Origin of the sequence: Nocardia sp. NPDC052566 (assembly GCF_044547285.1) — a bacterium.
Taxonomy (GTDB): Bacteria; Actinomycetota; Actinomycetes; order Mycobacteriales; family Mycobacteriaceae; genus Nocardia.
In genome coordinates, this window is sequence record NZ_JBIUAF010000006.1 from 1 (window position 1) to 16683 (window position 16683).

General features: G+C 68.0%; 17 protein-coding genes, 1 tRNA gene and 1 pseudogene. 10 read left to right on the plus strand and 9 right to left on the minus strand.

Translation table 11 applies throughout. The features are described from left to right. Positions 1–214 precede the first annotated feature (214 nt). The 4 genes from mscL to ACIG5A_RS29690 form a co-directional block, all read right to left on the minus strand. Positions 215–619 (minus strand): large conductance mechanosensitive channel protein MscL, encoded by a 405-nt coding sequence (mscL, locus tag ACIG5A_RS29675; protein ID WP_397245967.1) that lies wholly within the window; start codon positions 617–619, stop codon positions 215–217. Between the two features lie 113 nt (positions 620–732). Then, entirely contained in the window at positions 733–1389 is a 657-nt protein-coding gene (locus ACIG5A_RS29680) for an SAF domain-containing protein (RefSeq protein WP_397245969.1), read from the minus strand. A gap of 167 nt (positions 1390–1556) precedes the next feature. Beyond that, positions 1557–1865 carry an FmdB family zinc ribbon protein gene (locus ACIG5A_RS29685; RefSeq protein WP_397245971.1) on the minus strand — a complete coding sequence of 103 codons (309 nt, stop codon included), beginning with the start codon at positions 1863–1865 and terminating at the stop codon, positions 1557–1559. A gap of 126 nt (positions 1866–1991) precedes the next feature. Continuing rightward, the gene (locus tag ACIG5A_RS29690) at positions 1992–2603 is read right to left on the minus strand and encodes a 5-formyltetrahydrofolate cyclo-ligase (RefSeq protein ID WP_397247933.1); all 612 of its coding nucleotides are present in this window, start codon (positions 2601–2603) and stop codon (positions 1992–1994) included. 86 nt (positions 2604–2689) lie between these two features. On the opposite strand from ACIG5A_RS29690, the gene ACIG5A_RS29695 reads away from it, so the two are divergent. From ACIG5A_RS29695 to ACIG5A_RS29725, 7 genes are all read left to right on the plus strand, one after another. Then, complete coding sequence (locus ACIG5A_RS29695) at positions 2690–3646, plus strand: UTP--glucose-1-phosphate uridylyltransferase (protein ID WP_397245973.1); 957 nt, start codon at positions 2690–2692, stop codon at positions 3644–3646. A gap of 132 nt (positions 3647–3778) precedes the next feature. Continuing rightward, positions 3779–5035, plus strand: a complete 1257-nt coding sequence (glp, locus tag ACIG5A_RS29700) for a gephyrin-like molybdotransferase Glp (protein ID WP_397245976.1) — start codon at positions 3779–3781, stop codon at positions 5033–5035. Between the two features lie 12 nt (positions 5036–5047). Continuing rightward, a complete protein-coding gene (locus tag ACIG5A_RS29705) occupies positions 5048–5704 on the plus strand; it encodes a GNAT family N-acetyltransferase (RefSeq protein ID WP_397245978.1) in 657 nt (218 codons plus the stop codon). 174 nt (positions 5705–5878) lie between these two features. Beyond that, on the plus strand, positions 5879–7039 hold the full coding sequence (gene glpR, locus ACIG5A_RS29710; protein WP_397245980.1) for a gephyrin-like molybdotransferase receptor GlpR: 1161 nt from the start codon (positions 5879–5881) through the stop codon (positions 7037–7039). A gap of 82 nt (positions 7040–7121) precedes the next feature. Next, a tRNA-Ala gene (locus ACIG5A_RS29715) sits at positions 7122–7194 on the plus strand. A gap of 95 nt (positions 7195–7289) precedes the next feature. Beyond that, the gene (locus tag ACIG5A_RS29720) at positions 7290–7520 is read left to right on the plus strand and encodes a ribbon-helix-helix domain-containing protein (RefSeq protein WP_397245982.1); all 231 of its coding nucleotides are present in this window, start codon (positions 7290–7292) and stop codon (positions 7518–7520) included. Continuing rightward, on the plus strand, positions 7517–7960 hold the full coding sequence (locus ACIG5A_RS29725; RefSeq protein WP_397245984.1) for a type II toxin-antitoxin system VapC family toxin: 444 nt from the start codon (positions 7517–7519) through the stop codon (positions 7958–7960). The genes ACIG5A_RS29720 and ACIG5A_RS29725 overlap by 4 nt, the downstream gene beginning before the upstream one ends. A gap of 154 nt (positions 7961–8114) precedes the next feature. Here ACIG5A_RS29725 and ACIG5A_RS29730 read toward each other — a convergent pair whose 3' ends face one another. Together ACIG5A_RS29730 and ACIG5A_RS29735 are read right to left on the minus strand one after the other, a co-directional pair. Beyond that, on the minus strand, positions 8115–8999 hold the full coding sequence (locus tag ACIG5A_RS29730; RefSeq protein WP_397247935.1) for an ATP-binding protein: 885 nt from the start codon (positions 8997–8999) through the stop codon (positions 8115–8117). An 18-nt stretch (positions 9000–9017) separates the two neighbouring features. Beyond that, positions 9018–9380 (minus strand): annotated as a pseudogene (locus ACIG5A_RS29735) (AAA family ATPase); the annotation flags it as partial. Between the two features lie 1116 nt (positions 9381–10496). Between ACIG5A_RS29735 and ACIG5A_RS29740 the strand changes: the two are divergent. Together ACIG5A_RS29740 and ACIG5A_RS29745 are read left to right on the plus strand one after the other, a co-directional pair. After that, positions 10497–11366 carry an aldo/keto reductase gene (locus tag ACIG5A_RS29740; protein WP_397245986.1) on the plus strand — a complete coding sequence of 290 codons (870 nt, stop codon included), beginning with the start codon at positions 10497–10499 and terminating at the stop codon, positions 11364–11366. Positions 11367–11535: 169 nt separating this feature from the next. Then, entirely contained in the window at positions 11536–12012 is a 477-nt protein-coding gene (locus ACIG5A_RS29745; protein WP_397247937.1) for a GtrA family protein, read from the plus strand. 50 nt (positions 12013–12062) lie between these two features. Here the strand turns inward: ACIG5A_RS29745 and ACIG5A_RS29750 are convergent, their stop codons facing one another. Continuing rightward, positions 12063–13376 carry an ABC1 kinase family protein gene (locus ACIG5A_RS29750; RefSeq protein WP_397245988.1) on the minus strand — a complete coding sequence of 438 codons (1314 nt, stop codon included), beginning with the start codon at positions 13374–13376 and terminating at the stop codon, positions 12063–12065. 168 nt (positions 13377–13544) lie between these two features. Between ACIG5A_RS29750 and ACIG5A_RS29755 the strand changes: the two genes are divergently transcribed. Then, positions 13545–14738 (plus strand): hypothetical protein, encoded by a 1194-nt coding sequence (locus tag ACIG5A_RS29755; protein WP_397245990.1) that lies wholly within the window; start codon positions 13545–13547, stop codon positions 14736–14738. Here the strand turns inward: ACIG5A_RS29755 and ACIG5A_RS29760 are convergent. Further along, positions 14735–15340 carry a vancomycin high temperature exclusion protein gene (locus tag ACIG5A_RS29760; RefSeq protein WP_397245992.1) on the minus strand — a complete coding sequence of 202 codons (606 nt, stop codon included), beginning with the start codon at positions 15338–15340 and terminating at the stop codon, positions 14735–14737. The two genes, ACIG5A_RS29755 and ACIG5A_RS29760, sit on opposite strands and share 4 nt — an antisense overlap. A gap of 73 nt (positions 15341–15413) precedes the next feature. Then, positions 15414–16670: a cytochrome P450 gene (locus ACIG5A_RS29765; protein WP_397245994.1), complete on the minus strand. Its 1257-nt coding sequence runs from the start codon at positions 16668–16670 to the stop codon at positions 15414–15416. Between the last annotated feature and the right edge of the window lie 13 nt (positions 16671–16683).

Consider the following 16683-nt stretch of genomic DNA (forward strand, 5'->3'; position numbering starts at 1 on the left):
CCCGGCGTACCCGGCGTGGGGGGGGCCCCCCCGGGCCCGGCCCGGGGGGTCCCCCCCCCCCCCCCCCCCCCCGCCCCCCCCCCCCCCCCCCCCGGCCCCCCCCCCCCCCCCCCCCCCCCCCCCCCCCGGGGGGGGGGGGGGCCCCCCCCCCCCCCCCCGCTTCTGGCATTTATCCGCTTCCCGCGGAATTTCGCTCGGGGAGATTCCAAATAATTCAGGACTCGTGTTTGCCGCCCGCGGTGCGCTGTCCTTCGGCAAGCAGATCGCGAATCTGGCGCAATACTTCACCGTCGGTGAGATCGGCATCGCCGGAGCCGAAACGTTTGCGTGCGTGCGTCGCGGGGAGCACGAGCACGAAATACAGCACCGCCGCGATGAGTGCGAAGTTGATGACCGCGGTAATGATCGGCCCGATTTGCACGAAGGTCGCGGGCTTGTCGGCGACCAGCCGGAAGCCGAGGCCGAGCGTGTCGGTGCCGCCGAAGACGGCCAGGATCGGGTTGACGATCCCGTTGGTGAACGCGGTGACGATCGCGACGAAGGCGGTGCCGATGACGACCGCGACCGCGAGATCGACGACGTTGCCGCGGAACAGGAAATCCTTGAAACCCTTGAGCATTGCCGATCTCCTCGCTTGGCTGGAGCTGACAGACGTGCTCGGCGGTTCTCGATGCCGGTAGCGTCAAATGCTAGTGGACCGTCATGGCAAACGCCGGGCGAACTTCTTGCGACTCAGTGCAGCACCACGGTCAGCGCGGTACGCAGCGACGCTCCGGCCACCGCGGTGGCGTGTTCGGCGTCCATGGCCACCAGCACCACGCGTTCCGGCGTGCCGCGGCCTCGGCTCTCGCCCGCGACGAGCACGACGGCGGCGTCGGTCGCCAGTGTTTTGGCGGGCCTGCCGCTTTGACCGTTCTGTTCGTCCGCGCCGACCACGTCGACCCGATCGCCCGCGCGCACGATGTCGGCGACGGCGGTGTCCGCCAGCCGGATCGGCACGATCCTGGCATCGCGCGCCCCGGTGGCTACCGCGGCCAGGCGCGGGCCGATGACGCGCAGATCGGTGAATATCTCGCCCGCGCGCATCGCACCGGTCAGCGTCGCGCCGACCACAGCGGTGGCATCGCGCACCGCACCGTCGGGCAGTGCGCCGGATTCCAGTGGCGCCGAACGCAGATCGCCCGGTTCGAGGAGATGACCGGGCGACAGGTCGTGCCCGGCGACGACGACCTCGGTGCGTTCGGCGTTCGGGTCACCGCGCAAGAACAGCACCGTCGCCAGCACGACAAGGGCGGCGGCCGATACTCGCCGCGCGAGCAGGCCGTCCGCCCAGGATGGTCGTTGCAGTAGTGCCAGGCTGTTGCCGAGGTCGGCGAGTACTCGCGTCATGGCTGCGCCTCGCCGACGCTCGGCTCCGCCATACCGCAATACGCGGCTGTGTTGTTGATTCCTTCGCTGCGCTCAGTCATGGCCGGATCCTATGGCCACGATCACACTCGCCAGGCCGTTAGAACGGCTGGCTGTGGATAACCGAGTGGGTGGGGATAACTACGAAATCAGCTGGCCACGGCCGTGCTGGTGGTCGTCGACGCGCTGCTGGCGGTGCTGCTGCTCGACGAGCTCGAATCCGAGCCGGAGCTGCTGCTGCTCGACTCCGACTTCGCGGGCTCGCTCGCCGTGGAGGCGCCGCCGCGGCTGTCGGTGCGGTAGAAACCACTGCCCTTGAACACGATGCCCACCGAGTTGAAGAGCTTGCGCAGCTTCCCGGAGCACTCCGAGCAGACGCTCAGCGCCTCATCGGTGAAGGACTGAACGATGTCGAAGCGGTTGTCACACTGGGTGCACGCATACGAATAAGTTGGCACTGGATCCTCCGCTGGTTACGTCGATCTGGCACTCTACCGCCGACAGTGCCAACACCGCCAATCGGTGTTTCATTCCGTCGCCACACCGGCTGTGCCCGATGGGCGCTGTGGGCGGGCCCTGCGTGGTTACGCTGCGCTGCCGCCTCCGGACCCTGAGCCCACACCGCCGCTCAATTGATGCAGCCCGCCGTGCGGTGTGAGCGCCCAGCCCATGCGCAGGTCGTGTGGTTCCTCCGGCAGCAGGTCGACGAGTTCGTCGTCGCGTACCACCGCGATCAGCCTGGCGTCCGGCCGTGCCGCCGCCAGCGTCCGGTCGTAGTACCCCGCGCCGCGGCCGAGCCGCACACCGCGCCGGTCCACCGCGAGCGCGGGCACCAGGATCAGCTCGGCCCAGCCGATCGCGGGCGGTGACAGCACCGCGCCCGTCGGCTCGAGCAGCCCGAACCTGGCCCGGTGCAAACTGTCGGCGCCGGTGTACTCGGCCCAGTTCAGCGGGCCCGGCGGACCGGTCACCGGAAGCAGCACCCGCGCCTTCCCGGCACGCAGTGTGTCGAGCATCGCAATGGAGCCGGGTTCGCCGCGCACCGGCACATACGCGCACACCCAGTCGGCGGCGCCCAATTGTGCTGCCGCAGCCGCCAGCGCCTGAGCCTCGGCCGCGTGCTGATCGGCCGTCAGTGCGGACCGCCTGGCAAGAATTTCGGTTCGCCATGATTGTTTGTCGCCGTCGCCGGGCATCTCCACGAGGATCACCTTAGGCTCACCTCGAACCGGGTCGGCGCGACGCCGATTATGCCGCTGTGATGGATGGATAGGGTAGGTGCATGACAGGACAGGCCGAACAGCCCGCGCACGCCGCGGCGGTGTCGTGTTTTCGCACGGCCGTGGTGCCCGCGGCCGGGCTCGGGACGCGATTCCTGCCCGCGACCAAGACGGTGCCCAAGGAACTGCTGCCGGTGGTCGACACGCCGGGTATCGAGCTGGTCGCGGCCGAGGCCGCCGACTCCGGCGCGGACCGGCTGGTGATCGTCACCTCACCGGGTAAGGACGGCGTGGTCGCGCACTTCGTCGAGGACCTGGTGCTGGAGAGCACGCTCGCCGAGCGCGGCAAATTCCATCTGCTGGAGAAGGTGCGCAAGGCGCCCGGCCTGCTCGACGTCACCTCGGTCGTGCAGGAGGAGCCGCTCGGTCTCGGCCACGCCGTCGCGCAGGCCGAGGGCGTGCTCGACGACGACGAGGACGCCATCGCCGTGCTGCTCCCCGACGATCTGGTGCTGCCGTGCGGCGTGCTCGACGTGATGAGCCGGGTGCGCCGCAAGCGCGGCGGCACCGTGCTCTGCGCCATCGATGTGCCCAAGGACGAGGTCAGCGCCTACGGTGTTTTCGACGTGGCGCCGGTGCCCGACGCGGTGAACCCGAATGTGTTGCGGGTCAACGGCATGGTGGAAAAGCCCGCGCTCGCCGACGCGCCGTCCACCTACGCCGCCGCCGGCCGGTACCTGCTCGATCGCGCCATCTTCGACGCGCTGCGCCGGATCGAGCCGGGCGCGGGCGGCGAGCTACAGCTGACCGACGCGATCGCGCTGCTCATCGCCGAGGGACATCCGGTTCATGTGGTGGTCCACCGTGGGTCGCGCCACGATTTGGGCAACCCTGGCGGTTATCTTCGTGCTGCGGTCGATTTCGCTTTGGAACGAGAGGAATACGGCCCCGCCCTGCGGGAGTGGCTGCAGCATCGGCTCTCTCCGGAGTGGGATCCGCAGCTCGCGGCAACCGACTGAGGAACGTTTCCTGTTTCCCCGACCGCGGACCGTAGGGTACGAATGATGGTTCGGCACACCGTCGGGCGCGCCAACCCGATTGCGCACGTGCGATATCGGGTGCGTGTGGAGTGACAAGCAGGGAAGGGCTGGATGCGCTCGGTTGAGGATCAGCAGATCAAGGTGACCGCCGCGGCGGTCGCGCCCCGGCCGGTCCGGGTCGCGATTTCCGAGGCCCAGGGCCTGCTGTGTGCCGAGGATGTCGTCACCGAACGTCCGCTGCCCGGATTCGATCAGGCCGCCATCGACGGATACGCGGTGCGTAGCGTCGACGTGTCCGCCGCCGGTTCCGATATCCGCAACGAGGACGGCGATCTCGTCGATCTCACCCTGCCGGTGGTCGGCGAGGTGAGCGCGGGCTCGCGGCAGCCGATCCGGTTGCAGCCGCGTCAGACGGTGCGGGTCGATACGGGTGCGCCGCTGCCGACACTGGCCGATGCCGTGCTGCCGCTCGACTTCACCGACGGCGGGCGGGCCAGGATCAAGGTCTACGAATCCGTGCGCTCCGGTGATTACGTGCGCCGCATCGGCGACGACGTGCAGCCGGGTGATGTCGCGGTGCGCGCCGGCACCATCATCGGCGCGGCCCAGGTCGGCCTGCTCGCCGCGGTGGGTCAGGACAAGGTGCTCGTCCATCCCCGGCCGCGGCTGTCGGTGATCTCGGTCGGCGGCGAGCTGATCGATATCGACCGCACGCCGGGCCCCGGGCAGGTCTACGACGTCAACTCCTATGCGCTGGCCGCCGCCGCGCGGGATGCGGGCGCCGACGTGAACCGGGTCGGCATCGTGAGCGCCGATCCGCGCAGGCTGCGCGACGTGGTGGAGGGGCAGCTGGTCCGCTCCGAGGTCGTGGTGATCGCGGGCGCGGTCGGCGGCTGGGCCTCCGAACAGGTCAGGGAGGCGCTGGAGGGGCTCGGCGAACTCGAAATCGCCCGCGTCGCCATGCATCCCGGCTCGGTGCAGGGTTTCGGGCGACTAGGGCGCGACGAGGTCCCGACCTTTCTCTTGCCCTCCAATCCCGTTGGCGCGCTGGTGGTATTCGAGGTCATGGTGCGACCGCTGATCCGAATCGCGTTGGGGCGCAGGCATCCCATGCGCCGCATCATCCGGGCCAGGACCATCACCCCGATCAGCTCGATGGCCGGGCGCAAGGGTTATCTGCGCGCGCAGTTGATGCGCGACGAGGCCACCGGCGACTATCTGGTGCAGCCGCTCGGCGGCAGCAACGGCTCCTCGCACCTGCTCGCGACGCTGGCCGAGGCCAACAGCCTGATCGTGATCGACCCCGACGACACCGAGATCCGCACCGGTGACGAGGTCAGGGTCGCATTCCTCGCACAGCGCGGCTGAGGCGTGGAGTCCATGAACGTCTTCCGGGTCAGCCAGCATCCCGGATGGCCCGCGCGGCTCGGGCCTGTCCACGTCGCGGCCGGGCCGGTGACACTGCGCCCGGTGCGGCTACGCGACGCCGCGGCATGGAGCCGGATTCGGTTGCGCGACAGGGATCATCTGGAGCCGTGGGAGCCGACCGGGCGTGGGGCGTGGGAGGCGCGCAATCACGCGTCCAACTGGCCGTCGCTGTGGTCGAGCTTGAAGGCCGAGGCCAGGCGCGGCGCGATGATTCCGCTGGTGATCGAGGTCGACGGCGCCTTCAGCGGGCAGCTGACCATCGGCAATATCGTGCGCGGCGCGCTGCGCTCGGCCTGGATCGGCTACTGGGTGAGCAAGGATCTCGGCGGCCAGGGCATCGCCACCGCCGCACTGGCGCTCGGGCTCGACCACTGCTTCGGTCCGGTCGGTCTACATCGCGTCGAGGCGACCGTGCGGCCGGACAACCACGCCAGCCAAGCGGTATTGCGCAATGTCGGTTTCCGGGAGGAAGGGCTGCTGCGCCGCTACCTCGATGTCGACGGCGCGTGGCGTGACCATCTGCTGGTCGGCATGACCGTCGAGGAGATCAACGGCACGGTTGTCGACCGCCTGGTACGCGACGGACGGGTCACCCGGCCCGTGAAATAGGGGATATCCCTGTGACGGGTGTGGCTCATGTGTCGGCGCGCCTGCCGGAAGTTCGCGCCACGCCGAATTAACCTACGGACGTCGGTGGTGCGTCTTGCGTCATCGGTAGAGCCTGCGAAACGCAAGGGGGCGCCAGGCCGACACGACAATCAGGCGGGGACGGAGGTGCTGACGATGCCGAATTCGATCCTGTGGATCGGCCTGGTCGTGCTTTGGGTCTTCGTCCTGTTCCCGATCCTCGCCGACCGGCATCCGAGGATCAGGCAGACCACCGACGCCGCACTCGCCACCCGAGTCCTACATCGGGGCGGATCCAAGCGGCGCACCAAGAAAGGGCCGGCCGCCGGACACGACAGTGACCCGGACTACCGGCCGACCCGCGTGCAGAGAAGGCTTGCCAACAGCGATGATGCGGAGGACCGGATGACGAAACCGGCCGACGAGCCCGTCACCGAGGCTGACGACGAGACCACCGTTTCGGCGCAGGCTCCCGAAATCCCGGCAGACGCAACCGATTCCCCTGAGACCGAGACCGGCGCCGAACTCATCGAGGACGAAAAAGCCCTCGACGCAGCTGAAGTCGCCGAGACCGAAGCCGAGGCGTCGGACCCCGACGACGAGGATGACGAACTCGCTGCGGAAGCGGCCGAACCCCCTGCGGAATCGCGCATTTCGGCCGATGATGACGACGTGGCCGCAGACCTGCCCGACGATGATCGGGACGCCGCCGAACCCGCCAGGGTCCGGATACCGCCCACCAGGTCGGCTGCGCCCGCCCGAATCGCCGACGATTACGACGATTACGACGACTACGAATCCGACTCCGACGACGAGGGTTTCGTGCCGTCCCGGCGTGGCCGCGGCGGCTACGACCCCGAGGCCGACGCCATCGCCCGCGCCGCCCGCTACACCTTCCGGCAGCGCGCCGTGCTCGGACTCATCCTGTCCGCCTTGCTCTTCGGCGGTCTCGGCGTCGCGGTGATGCACCTGCTCTGGTGGGGCAGTGGGCTATCCGGCCTCGTCCTCATCACCTACCTGGCTTATCTGCGCAAGCAGGTGCGCATGGAGGAAGACATCCGCCGTCGCCGTGCCGCCAGGCTCAGCAGCGCCCGCCAGCGCGGTGAAACAGACGCCCCGCGCCGCGCCGAACGCACCCCCGACCGCGGCACCATGGACCGCGACACCGCCCGCGCCCTGCGCCGCCGCTCCGTCCTCATCGAGACCGACGACGAAGACCCCATGTTCGAACATCTCGACACCTTCGACGCCGCCGCGGCCCGCGCCGTCCGCCACCGCGCGGCAGGCGGCGACATCCGCCGCGCCGCAGGCGCCTAAAACCCCAGCTCACCCCACCGATTCGGAGTCTGGCCCGATCATTTGCTACAGTTCTACAGCGCGGTTCCCCCGGGAACCGCACGGGGCTATAGCGCAGTTGGTAGCGCGTCTCGTTCGCATCGAGAAGGTCAGGGGTTCGATTCCCCTTAGCTCCACTTCACCACAGAGCCGCAGGTCATCGACCTGTGGCTCTGTTGCATTTCCGGCAATGCGCGAACCCATAGAGTGCCCTACGCGGTACCCTACGTTGATGAAGGCCAAAACGAGCGTGTATCTGAATCCCGAACAGGCTGCCCGTCTCAAAGAGGCTGCGGAAGCTTCGGGGCGGTCGGAAGCTGATTTGATCCGCGAGGGGATCGACCTGGTTCTGCTGCGGTCGCACAGGGTCCGACGCACTCGCCCATGGCCGTCGTTCGATTCCGGTGACCCTGGGTTCGCCGCCAACAGTGAGGACTTGCTCGGCGAGGCATACGGCGAGTGAGCTTCTTCATCGCCGATACCTCGGCCATAATCGCCGCTTACGATCGCGCCGCCAAACTGCACGAGCGGGCCCGGGAATTCCTCGCCACCTCTGTCGCGGTCGTCTCGCCGCTCGTTCTGGATGAGGTCGATCATCTGCTGGTCGCGCGATTCGGAAAGGACCGTCGCACAGCCGATCTCGTCCTTGATGACCTGCTCACCTCGGCCGAGGAAGGCGCGGTGCTCGTGCCACCGGTAGACCGCGATGACCTCCGGGTTGCGCAGAAGATCATTGAACAGTACCGCGGACTCCGGCTCGACCTGGCCGACGCGGTCACTGTCGTGCTGGCCGAGCGCTACCTCACCAACGACATACTGACATTGGACGAGAAGGACTTTCGAGCCGTCCGGCCCCTGACACCCGCTCATCCGTCGTTTCGGCTCCTGCTCCAGGGCGACTGAACCGCCCGCGACCGCGCTCGGGTGCCTACGGCCCGGATCGCAATGTCCGGTCCGTTGACCAGCACTGCCTGGTTCGTACGCTGGTCCGTCAGGTCCACCGAAGGAACAGCTCGGCAATTGCGCCGGGCTGTTCCTTTTTCTGTCTCTTGCTCTCTCAGCGTTCGGGGCTCGGGACTTCCCAGAGGGCGCTGACCGGCATTGCGAGCATCTTCGGTCCGAAGGGCAGTGTTTGCTGGCCGGTGTGGAGCACGATGCCCGTGAGGAAGTCGTCGCCGAGGCGTTCGGCGAGGTGGCGGAGGTGGCGGAAGTCGTCGGGGCCCACGGTGGAGGCGGCTTTGACTTCGATGCCGACGACTTCGCCCCGTCGGTTCTCGAGTACGGCGTCGACTTCGACCCCGTCTTTGGTGCGGTAGTGGTACATCTCGACGTCCTCGGCGGACCAGGTGCGCTGGCGTGCGAGTTCCATCAGCACGAACCCCTCCAGTAGCGGACCGAATCGGCCGTTGGGGCGCAACATGTTACGTATGTCGGCTCCGACGAGATTCGCTGCGATACCGGAGTCGACGAAGGCGACCTTGGGGATCATCGTGGCGCGATTGCTCAGGTTTCTGGACCATGCCGGTATTCGTTTGATGAGGTAGACCTCTTCGAGCAGCGTCAGATAGCGTTTGACCGTCGAGGCCCCGAGCGCGAGGTCGTTGCTGAGCGAGGTGTTCGCGAGCAGTTGGCCGGATCGGGCCGCGACCAGTTGAAGGAGGGAGCGCATCTCGGAGGTGCGCTCGATCCCCGACAGTTGGCGGATGTCACGAGTGATCAAGTCGCCGATATAGGAATCGAAGAAGGCTTTGCGCCGTTTGTCACTGCTCCGCGCATTGGCTTCCGGGAAACCGCCGCGGACGATCCGCTCGGCGTAGTCGGCTCGCGGCACGGTCGTGGTGTGACGCAACGTGTCTCGTCGAGTGAAGACCGCGTCGATGAAGGCATCAGGCGTGCCGGCTAGCTCGCCTTGGGAAAAGGGCCACAGCTCGATGGTCTCCATGCGGCCGACCAGGGTGTCCGGCAACGCCCGCAGTCCGAGTATGCGTGCGGAGCCAGTCAGTAGGTATCGGCCCGGGCGGCCGTCTGCGTCCACTTGCGCCTTGATCGCCAGCAACAGCTCGGGTGCTCGCTGAATCTCGTCCACGATCATCAAGATCGGCGAGTCCACGAACCCGTCTGGGTCGTTGAGCGCGGCCTGTCTGGTCAGGGTGACATCGAGGTCGCGCCACTCGGCTTCGCGCCCCTTGGCGACGAGGCGGACGAGGGTGCTCTTGCCGCATTGTCTCGCTCCATTGACGAGAACGACCCGGGTGTCGGCCAGCGCGTCGGTGACGGCCGCTTCGGCACGCCGAGGGATGACCGGTCCATGTCGGGTCTGCATAGCGATGTGCCCCGTTCACCGAGTATGACGACCGACCACAATCTCTTCGCACCTGATCATAGCCAGTTTTTCGAAATGATCTGGTTGATTTGTCGCTACACAGCTGGTTGATTCGTCGCAGCATTGCTGGTTGATTTGTCGCTCGTCACGCGGTTGATTCGTCGCAACTGGACCGATGGATTGGTCCCCTGTCTGTCGTTGCTCACCGCGCGGATCGGGATGTCCGGCCCGTCTACCGGCTGTGTGCGAGTGTGCACTCACGTCGGCAACGGTCGGGTGAGCCTGCCTGGTTGCACGTTCGTCGCGGAGTTAGTGCTGGTGGGGAGGTTCGGCTGGTGGGGGATCGGTGTTTTCGCCAGTGGTGGGTTTGATTCTGCGTGGTCTGGCCATGCGTCGGATGCTGGCACCGGGGGCGTCGTTGCCTGCTCGCTCTCGCCGTAACGCGTTGAGGTCGATGACGCTCGCTGCCTGCTCGGGTCTGCCAGGGACTTCCTCTGGAGCGGGGTGCGGGCGGGGATCGACCGGCCATCCTTCCGTTTCGCGCTGCAGTTCTGAGCGCAGGACGGGTCTGGTCGGTGCGGCGTCGTAGCCGCCGCCCTCCGAATGCCACGTTTTGCGGGGAGGCTCGTCGGCTTCGTCGGTGACGCGCCGCGGGCGGCGCGGCAGCCGGATGACCTTGGGCGGGCCGTCTCCCGGTACTTCCCGGTCCGACATCGAGCTAGCGGCCCGCAGGCGCCGCGGCACCCGTCGGCATCACGAGCTGATCTTCGAACTTTTGCCTGACTGCTTCGCGCACTTCCGTATTCTCCCTTGGGATCGCCACACTCGTTCCTGCTCAGTCCCGCTGAGCACCCGAGTCGGGGGCCACGCCGAGTGCACCCCGGGTCCTGTTGCCGTCCCAAAACATGAATCGGTTCAGCGGCTCCATCCTACGAGCCCGCGCTGGGGCGGGGCTGCCGCAGCTACCGGGGGGCCTCGGTAAGGGGTTCGGCCCCGTCCGGTGGAGGCCCGACAGACGGTGAGTACGTCATTCGACGCTAGCCCGCGCGGTTCCGCGAAACCTACCTTCGTCGGGTGTGCCATGCGCACCAAGGACTCACGAAGGAGCTCGACCCGATGACGACCACAATTCAGCTGGGTGGCGATCTGTCCGTTCGCCGGATCGGCTACGGCGCAATGCGATTGAGCGCGCCGCAGGTGCCGGGGTATTCCGGCGCGATGTCGCATATATGGAAGGCACCGGTCGATCGGGCCGGCGCGATCGCGCTGCTGCGGCAGGCGGTGGAACTCGGGGTGAACCTGTTCGACACCGCCGACGCGTACGGACTCGGCGAGAACGAGGAGCTGATCGCCGAGGCGTTGTCCCCGTACCGCGACGGTGTCGTGATCGCGACGAAGATCGGTGCGGTGCGCCCGTCACCGCCGGAGTGGGCCGTGCTCGGGCATCCGGCTTACCTGCGTCAGCAGGCCGAACTGTGTTTGCGACGGCTGCGACTCGATCGCATCGACCTGCTGCAGCTGCATCGCGTCGACCCGGAGGTGCCGCTCGCCGATCAGATCGGGGCGTTGAAGCAACTCGTCGACGAGGGCAAGGTCCGCCATATCGGCCTGTCCGAGGTGAGTGTCGAGCAGTTGCGCGAGGCTTGCGCGATCACGCCCGTCGCCAGCGTGCAGAATTTGTACAACCTCGGCGCGCGCGGCCACGATGACGTGGTGGAATACGCTGCGGCACAGGGCATCGCGTTCATTCCGTGGTTCCCGGTGGCCGCCGGGGCGCATGCCGTCGGCGACGGTGTATTGGCCGAGGTGGCAGCGGAACTCGGCGCGACGACCACCCAGGTCTCACTGGCCTGGCTGCTGCACCGATCACCGGCGATGCTGCCGATCCCGGGCACAACGTCGCCGTCCCATCTCACGGAAAACGTCGCCGCGGCACAGCTGCCTCTCTCCGAGGATCAGATACAGCGATTGGCGACCCTGGGATGATCGGCCACGCTCCCGTCCTCGACTGCTAGGCGTCGGCCGTCACGGCGGCGATGACGGCCGGGAATCGCGGTTCTGACCAGGCCGAACACCGTATCGGTTGACGTGTCAGGGTGACGTCAGGCCGGTATCAAGCGGGCTGGCGAATGTATCCACCGTGAACAGCACAGCAATGGCCGCGCCCGGACTGCGGAACGCATACGACCTCGGTGCCCACCCGGTGCTGCGTACGGAATCGCTGGCCCGTGGAATGCGGTACCTGCGCGGTGACCACGCCTTCGCCCAGTTGATCCGTTTCGCGCTGGTCGGCGGCGCGAGCAATATCGCCTACGTCCTGCTGTTCATGGCCATGAGCGAGGCGGGCCCGCTGGTCGCCAATATCGCGGGCTCGATCGTCAGCACGGTGATCGCGAACGAAATGCACCGGCGGATCACCTTCCGCGCGGCCGACCGGGTCGGCTGGTTCACCGCCCAGTGGGAAGGCGGCGGGCTGGCCGCGATCGGCCTGCTGGTCAGCACCGCGGCACTGGCCGGTCTCGACTTCTGGGCTCCCGGCCTCAGCGAGATCGCCCAGGCGGGCGCCGTGATCACCACCATGGCTGCGGTCGGCGGAATGCGCTTCCTGGCCCTGCGCGGCTTCGTCTTCTGACGTGGTCGAGGCCGCGCAGGAGCGCCGTCGGCGGGCGCTTCGAACGCACCTCAGTTCCTGGTGGCCAATCCGCCCACGTACACCAGTAACTCCAGATCGCCGATCGGCTCCCAGGCCGGCGCGAGCAGCTTCATGTACCGCTCGACGTAGAGCAGTTGCTTGCCGACGAGCACCAGGTCGCGCGGGATCTTGGCGTCGTGGATCTTGGCGAAGTCGATCAGCGTCTTGCCGATGGTGCCGAACGAAAGGTTCGACAGCGCGGTGCCTTTCAGCGGTGCGGTGAGCCGATCGATCTCCTCGGCCGCCTCCCGCGAGCTGGCCATCGGCTTCCCGACGGCGCCGAGCCGGTAGAACGTGCGGCTGACCGCCTCGAAATCGTTGCGTACCAACAGGTCGACGATGAGCTGACGCATCAGGTCCCTGGTCGGCGGGTCGAAGCGGCCGACGATGCCGAAGTCCAGCAGCACGATTCGGCCGTCGCCGTCGACGAGGATGTTGCCCGCGTGCAGGTCGCCGTGGAAAAGCCCGCGCCGCAGCGCGGATTCCAGCAGTGAGAACAAAATGGTCTTGACGAGCTGCTTGCCCTCGCGGCCCGCCTTTTCGAGCGCGGCGAGATCGTCGATGCGTGTGCCCGCGACGTATTCCATCGTCAGTACGCGAGCGGTGGTCTGCGCCCAGTGGATTCGCGGTACGCGCACTCGCGCGGCATACGCGGTATCGGCGAGGCCGGCGAACCATTCCTCCATCGACGCCGCCTCGCGCGCGAAATCCAGTTCGGCGCCGACATTGTCGGCGAAGTCGACGATCACCTCGGACGCGTTGAGCATCCGCCCGTACACCGATTTCTCCGCGAGCCAGGCCACCCGCCGCAGTATCTGCAGATCCGCGCCCAGTCGCTGGGTGATGCCGGGCCGCTGGATCTTGACCACCACCTGTTCGCCGCTGTGCAGCGTCGCGCGGTGCACCTGGGCGATGGAGGCCGAGGCGAGCGGGGTGGCGTCGAAGGTCGCGAACACCTGCTCGGGCGGCGCGCCGAGATCCTCCGCGATGAGCGCGCGCACTCGCGCGGGGTCGGCGGGTGGCACTCGATCGAGCAGTGTGCGGAACTCGGAGGAGAGCACCTCGGGGAAGACGCCGGGGCTGGAGGCGATGATCTGGCCGAATTTGACGTACGTCGGGCCGAGCCGGGTGAACACCTCGCGCGCCTCGATGGCCGCGCGCACCGGCAGGCTGCGCCCGCGTGGGCGGTGGACCAGCAGCTTCACCAGGCCGACGACGACCTGCCACATCGTCGCACCGATCCGCGCCAGCTCGACCCGGATCGGTACCCGGGCGGGCAGTGCGGCGGACGCGGTGGCACCCATCGGAACTCCGGTGTCGGCGGACAGGACGTTTCTGCAGGTCAGTACGCCGCATCATAGGGCAGCGCCGCCCGGCACCGGCGCGCGGCGCACCGCCGGGTGTCCCGCTGGGGTACGCGGCGCATCGGCGAGCCGGGGGTTGTGCGCCGGCGACCCGAGCCCGTACATCTGATGGCTGTGACCACCATCGACGAACTACGCACCAGCCCGAACGCGCTCGCCGCGCATTATTCGCGATTCCGGGTCGATCAGCGGCTGCTGCTGACCGGGCATTCCCATCAGGCCTGGCCGGATGTCGCGCTGCGCGGCCAGCTCGAGGCGTTCGAGGATGCGGCCGACGCGGTGGACGGCAAGTGGGACAAGGCCTTCGCCAAGGCGGATGCGGTGCGTGCCGGCGTGCGGCGGCTGCTCGGCGATCCGGCGGCCGAACTCGCGCTCGGCGCCAACACGCACGAGCTGGTCGTCCGCTTCCTGTCCAGCCTCGCGCTGCGCGAAAAGCCCCGCCTGGTCACCACGGACGGCGAATTCCACAGCGTGCGCAGGCAGTTGGCCCGGCTGGCGGAGGAGGGGATCGAGGTGGTCAAGGTGGCGTCGGCGCCGGTCGCCACGCTGGCCGAGCGGATGGCCGCGGCGGTCGACGATCGAACCAGCGCGGTCCTGATTTCGGCTGTGCTGTTCGAAACCTCGCGGATCGTGCCCGATCTCGGCGATCTGGCCGCGGCCTGCGCGCGACGGGGCGTGGAACTGCTCGTCGATATCTATCACGGCCTCGGCGTGGTGCCGTTCGACGAGTTCGGTGCGGGTCTGGACGCGGCGTGGCTGGTCGGCGGCGGCTACAAGTACCTCCAGCTGGGCGAGGGCAACTGCTTCCTGCGCCTGCCACGGCACGCGCTCGACGCCAGGCCGGTGTTCACCGGCTGGTTCGCCGAATTCGACGACCTCGCGCAGCGCAACCATCGGGTGACCTACGCGCCGGGCGCCGCCCGCTTCGCCGGTTCGACCTACGATCCGACCAGCCACTACCGTGCGAGCCATGTCCTGGAGTTCTTCGCCGAACAGCAGTTGACACCGGCGTTGCTGCGCCGAATCTCGCTGCACCAGACCGAATTGCTGGCCCGGCGGTTCGACGAGCTCGACACCGGCCTGATCACCCGTGACCGCGATGCGCCCCGATCGGCCTTCGGTGGCTTCCTCTCCCTGCGCTCATCCCGTGCCGCGGACCTGCGCGCCGGTCTGGCCGAGCGTGGCGTCGCCACCGACAGCCGCGGCGAATACCTGCGATTCGGGCCTGCCCCTTACCTTTCCGATGCCCAACTGGAAGCGGCGATCGCGGCACTGGGCGAGGTGCTCACGGATCTGCGTTAGAGCGCGAGCAGCGCCTTCGGTGCGGCGAGCCATTCGCGGATGTTGTTGCGGATCAGCGTTGTTCGTCTGCACTCGCAGGGTGCGCCGACGCCGTCCGCCTCGATGCCCGCGGCCCGGCACAGCGCGACCGCGCGCGGCACGTGCCAGTACTGGGTGACGATCAGCGCGCGGTCGATGCCGTAGACCTGCTTGGCCCGTTCGCATGTCGCGCGCGTCGACTCGCCGGAGCCGTCCGCGTCGATGCGCGCCGCGTCGATCCCGTGTGCGGTGAGATAGGTTGTCATCGAGGCGATTTCGTCACCAGAGACGCCAGAAGCATCACCCGACACCAGGATTCGCTGTGCCTTGCCGGTGCGCACCAGCTCGATCGCGGCATCGAGGCGTCCGCGCAGATAGGCCATCGGCGTACCATCCGTGGCGACCTTCGCGCCGGGCACGATCACCACCGGGGCGGCGGGCGCGTCCGCCACCGAGGACCGATGCCCCGACGACACCGTCCACAACCAGGCATTCGCCCCGGCGACGGCGAGCACGACTCCCGCCGTCAGCGCACCGCCCCAGCGCAGCGCCCGCCCGGCGACGCGCCGCCGGTCGACGGTCATTCGATACCGCCTAGGCGATGTAGCAGCATGGTCCCTTTTCCCGCGGTCGACGTGGCGGGACCAGCGTAGGTGACTACACCTCCGGCAGCGGCGGCGACGCGGGGAAGACCACCGGCAGCGCGGTCAGCGCCCGATGGAACGGACCGGGCCGCCAGGTCAGCTCACCCGGCTCGGTCGCCAGGCGCAGCTCGGGCAGCGCGTCGAGCAGCTGATCGATGGCGTCCTGGGCGATCAGATACGCCATCGAACTGGCGGGGCACACATGCGGTCCGGCGCCCCAGGCCAGGTGAGAACGGTTGCCCGCGTATTGATTTCCGACGATCGCCGGGTCGTTGTTGCAGGCGGCCATGCTGATCACCACGGGCTGGTTGGCGGGCAGCCAGACGCCGTCGATCAATATCGGCTGCTTCGGGAAGCTGATGCAGAAGTTCGCCATCGGCGGGTCGTTGAACAGCACCTCGTCGAGCGCGTCCCTGGTGGACAGGCTGCCGCCGAGCACGCTGCCGCCGAATCGCTCGTCGGTGAGGATCAGCAGCAGCGTGTTGACGATCAGATTCTGCTGCGGCTCGATGCCCGCGCCGTAGAGCGTGGCCAGCTGATGCACCATCTCCGTATCGGACAGTTCCGATGGGTGGTGCACCATCCGGGTGGTGACGTCGTCACCCGGATCGGCTCGCTTCAGCAGGGTCAGCTTCAGCAGCGAGTCGACGAGCATCTTGTTGCCGCGTTCGGCGTCGACGCCCTCGAAGATCGCCGCCATCCCCGCCGCGGCCTGCTGAGCGATCTCGGCCGGACAGCCGAGCAGGGCATTGAGCACCGCGAAGGCGAGCGGAAACGCGTACTGGCGCACCAGATCCGCGGCTCCGTCCGCGCAGAACTCGTTGATCAGCGGTACCGCGAGCCTGGCGACCGTGTCGTGCAAGCCATAGTGGTCGACGCTGTCCAGACCGGCGGTGTTGATCTGCCGGTAGCGCGCGTGTTCGGCGCCCGCGCTGCGCAGCGCGTTCGGCCGCCACTGCATCATCGGCCGCACCGGGCATTCGGCGGGGATGTCCTGCTGCCAGATGCGCGGATCGGCCGGGAAATGGTCGGGATCGTTGAAGATCCGTACCGCCGTGTAGTAGCCGATCACCAAGGTGGCGGGCACATCCGGCGCCAACTCCACGGGCACGAGCGACCCGTATTTTGCGCGCATCGCCCGGTAGGCGCCGTGCGGATCCGCCGCGAACTCCGGTGCGTGCAGCGAAACTCGTGGGCCGTCGGTGTCGATCGGTGAATCGAGTGGCGCGCGATCGGAATGACGGGGCACGGGAGACGGGGGCAGCGTCATGGCGGCAAACTCC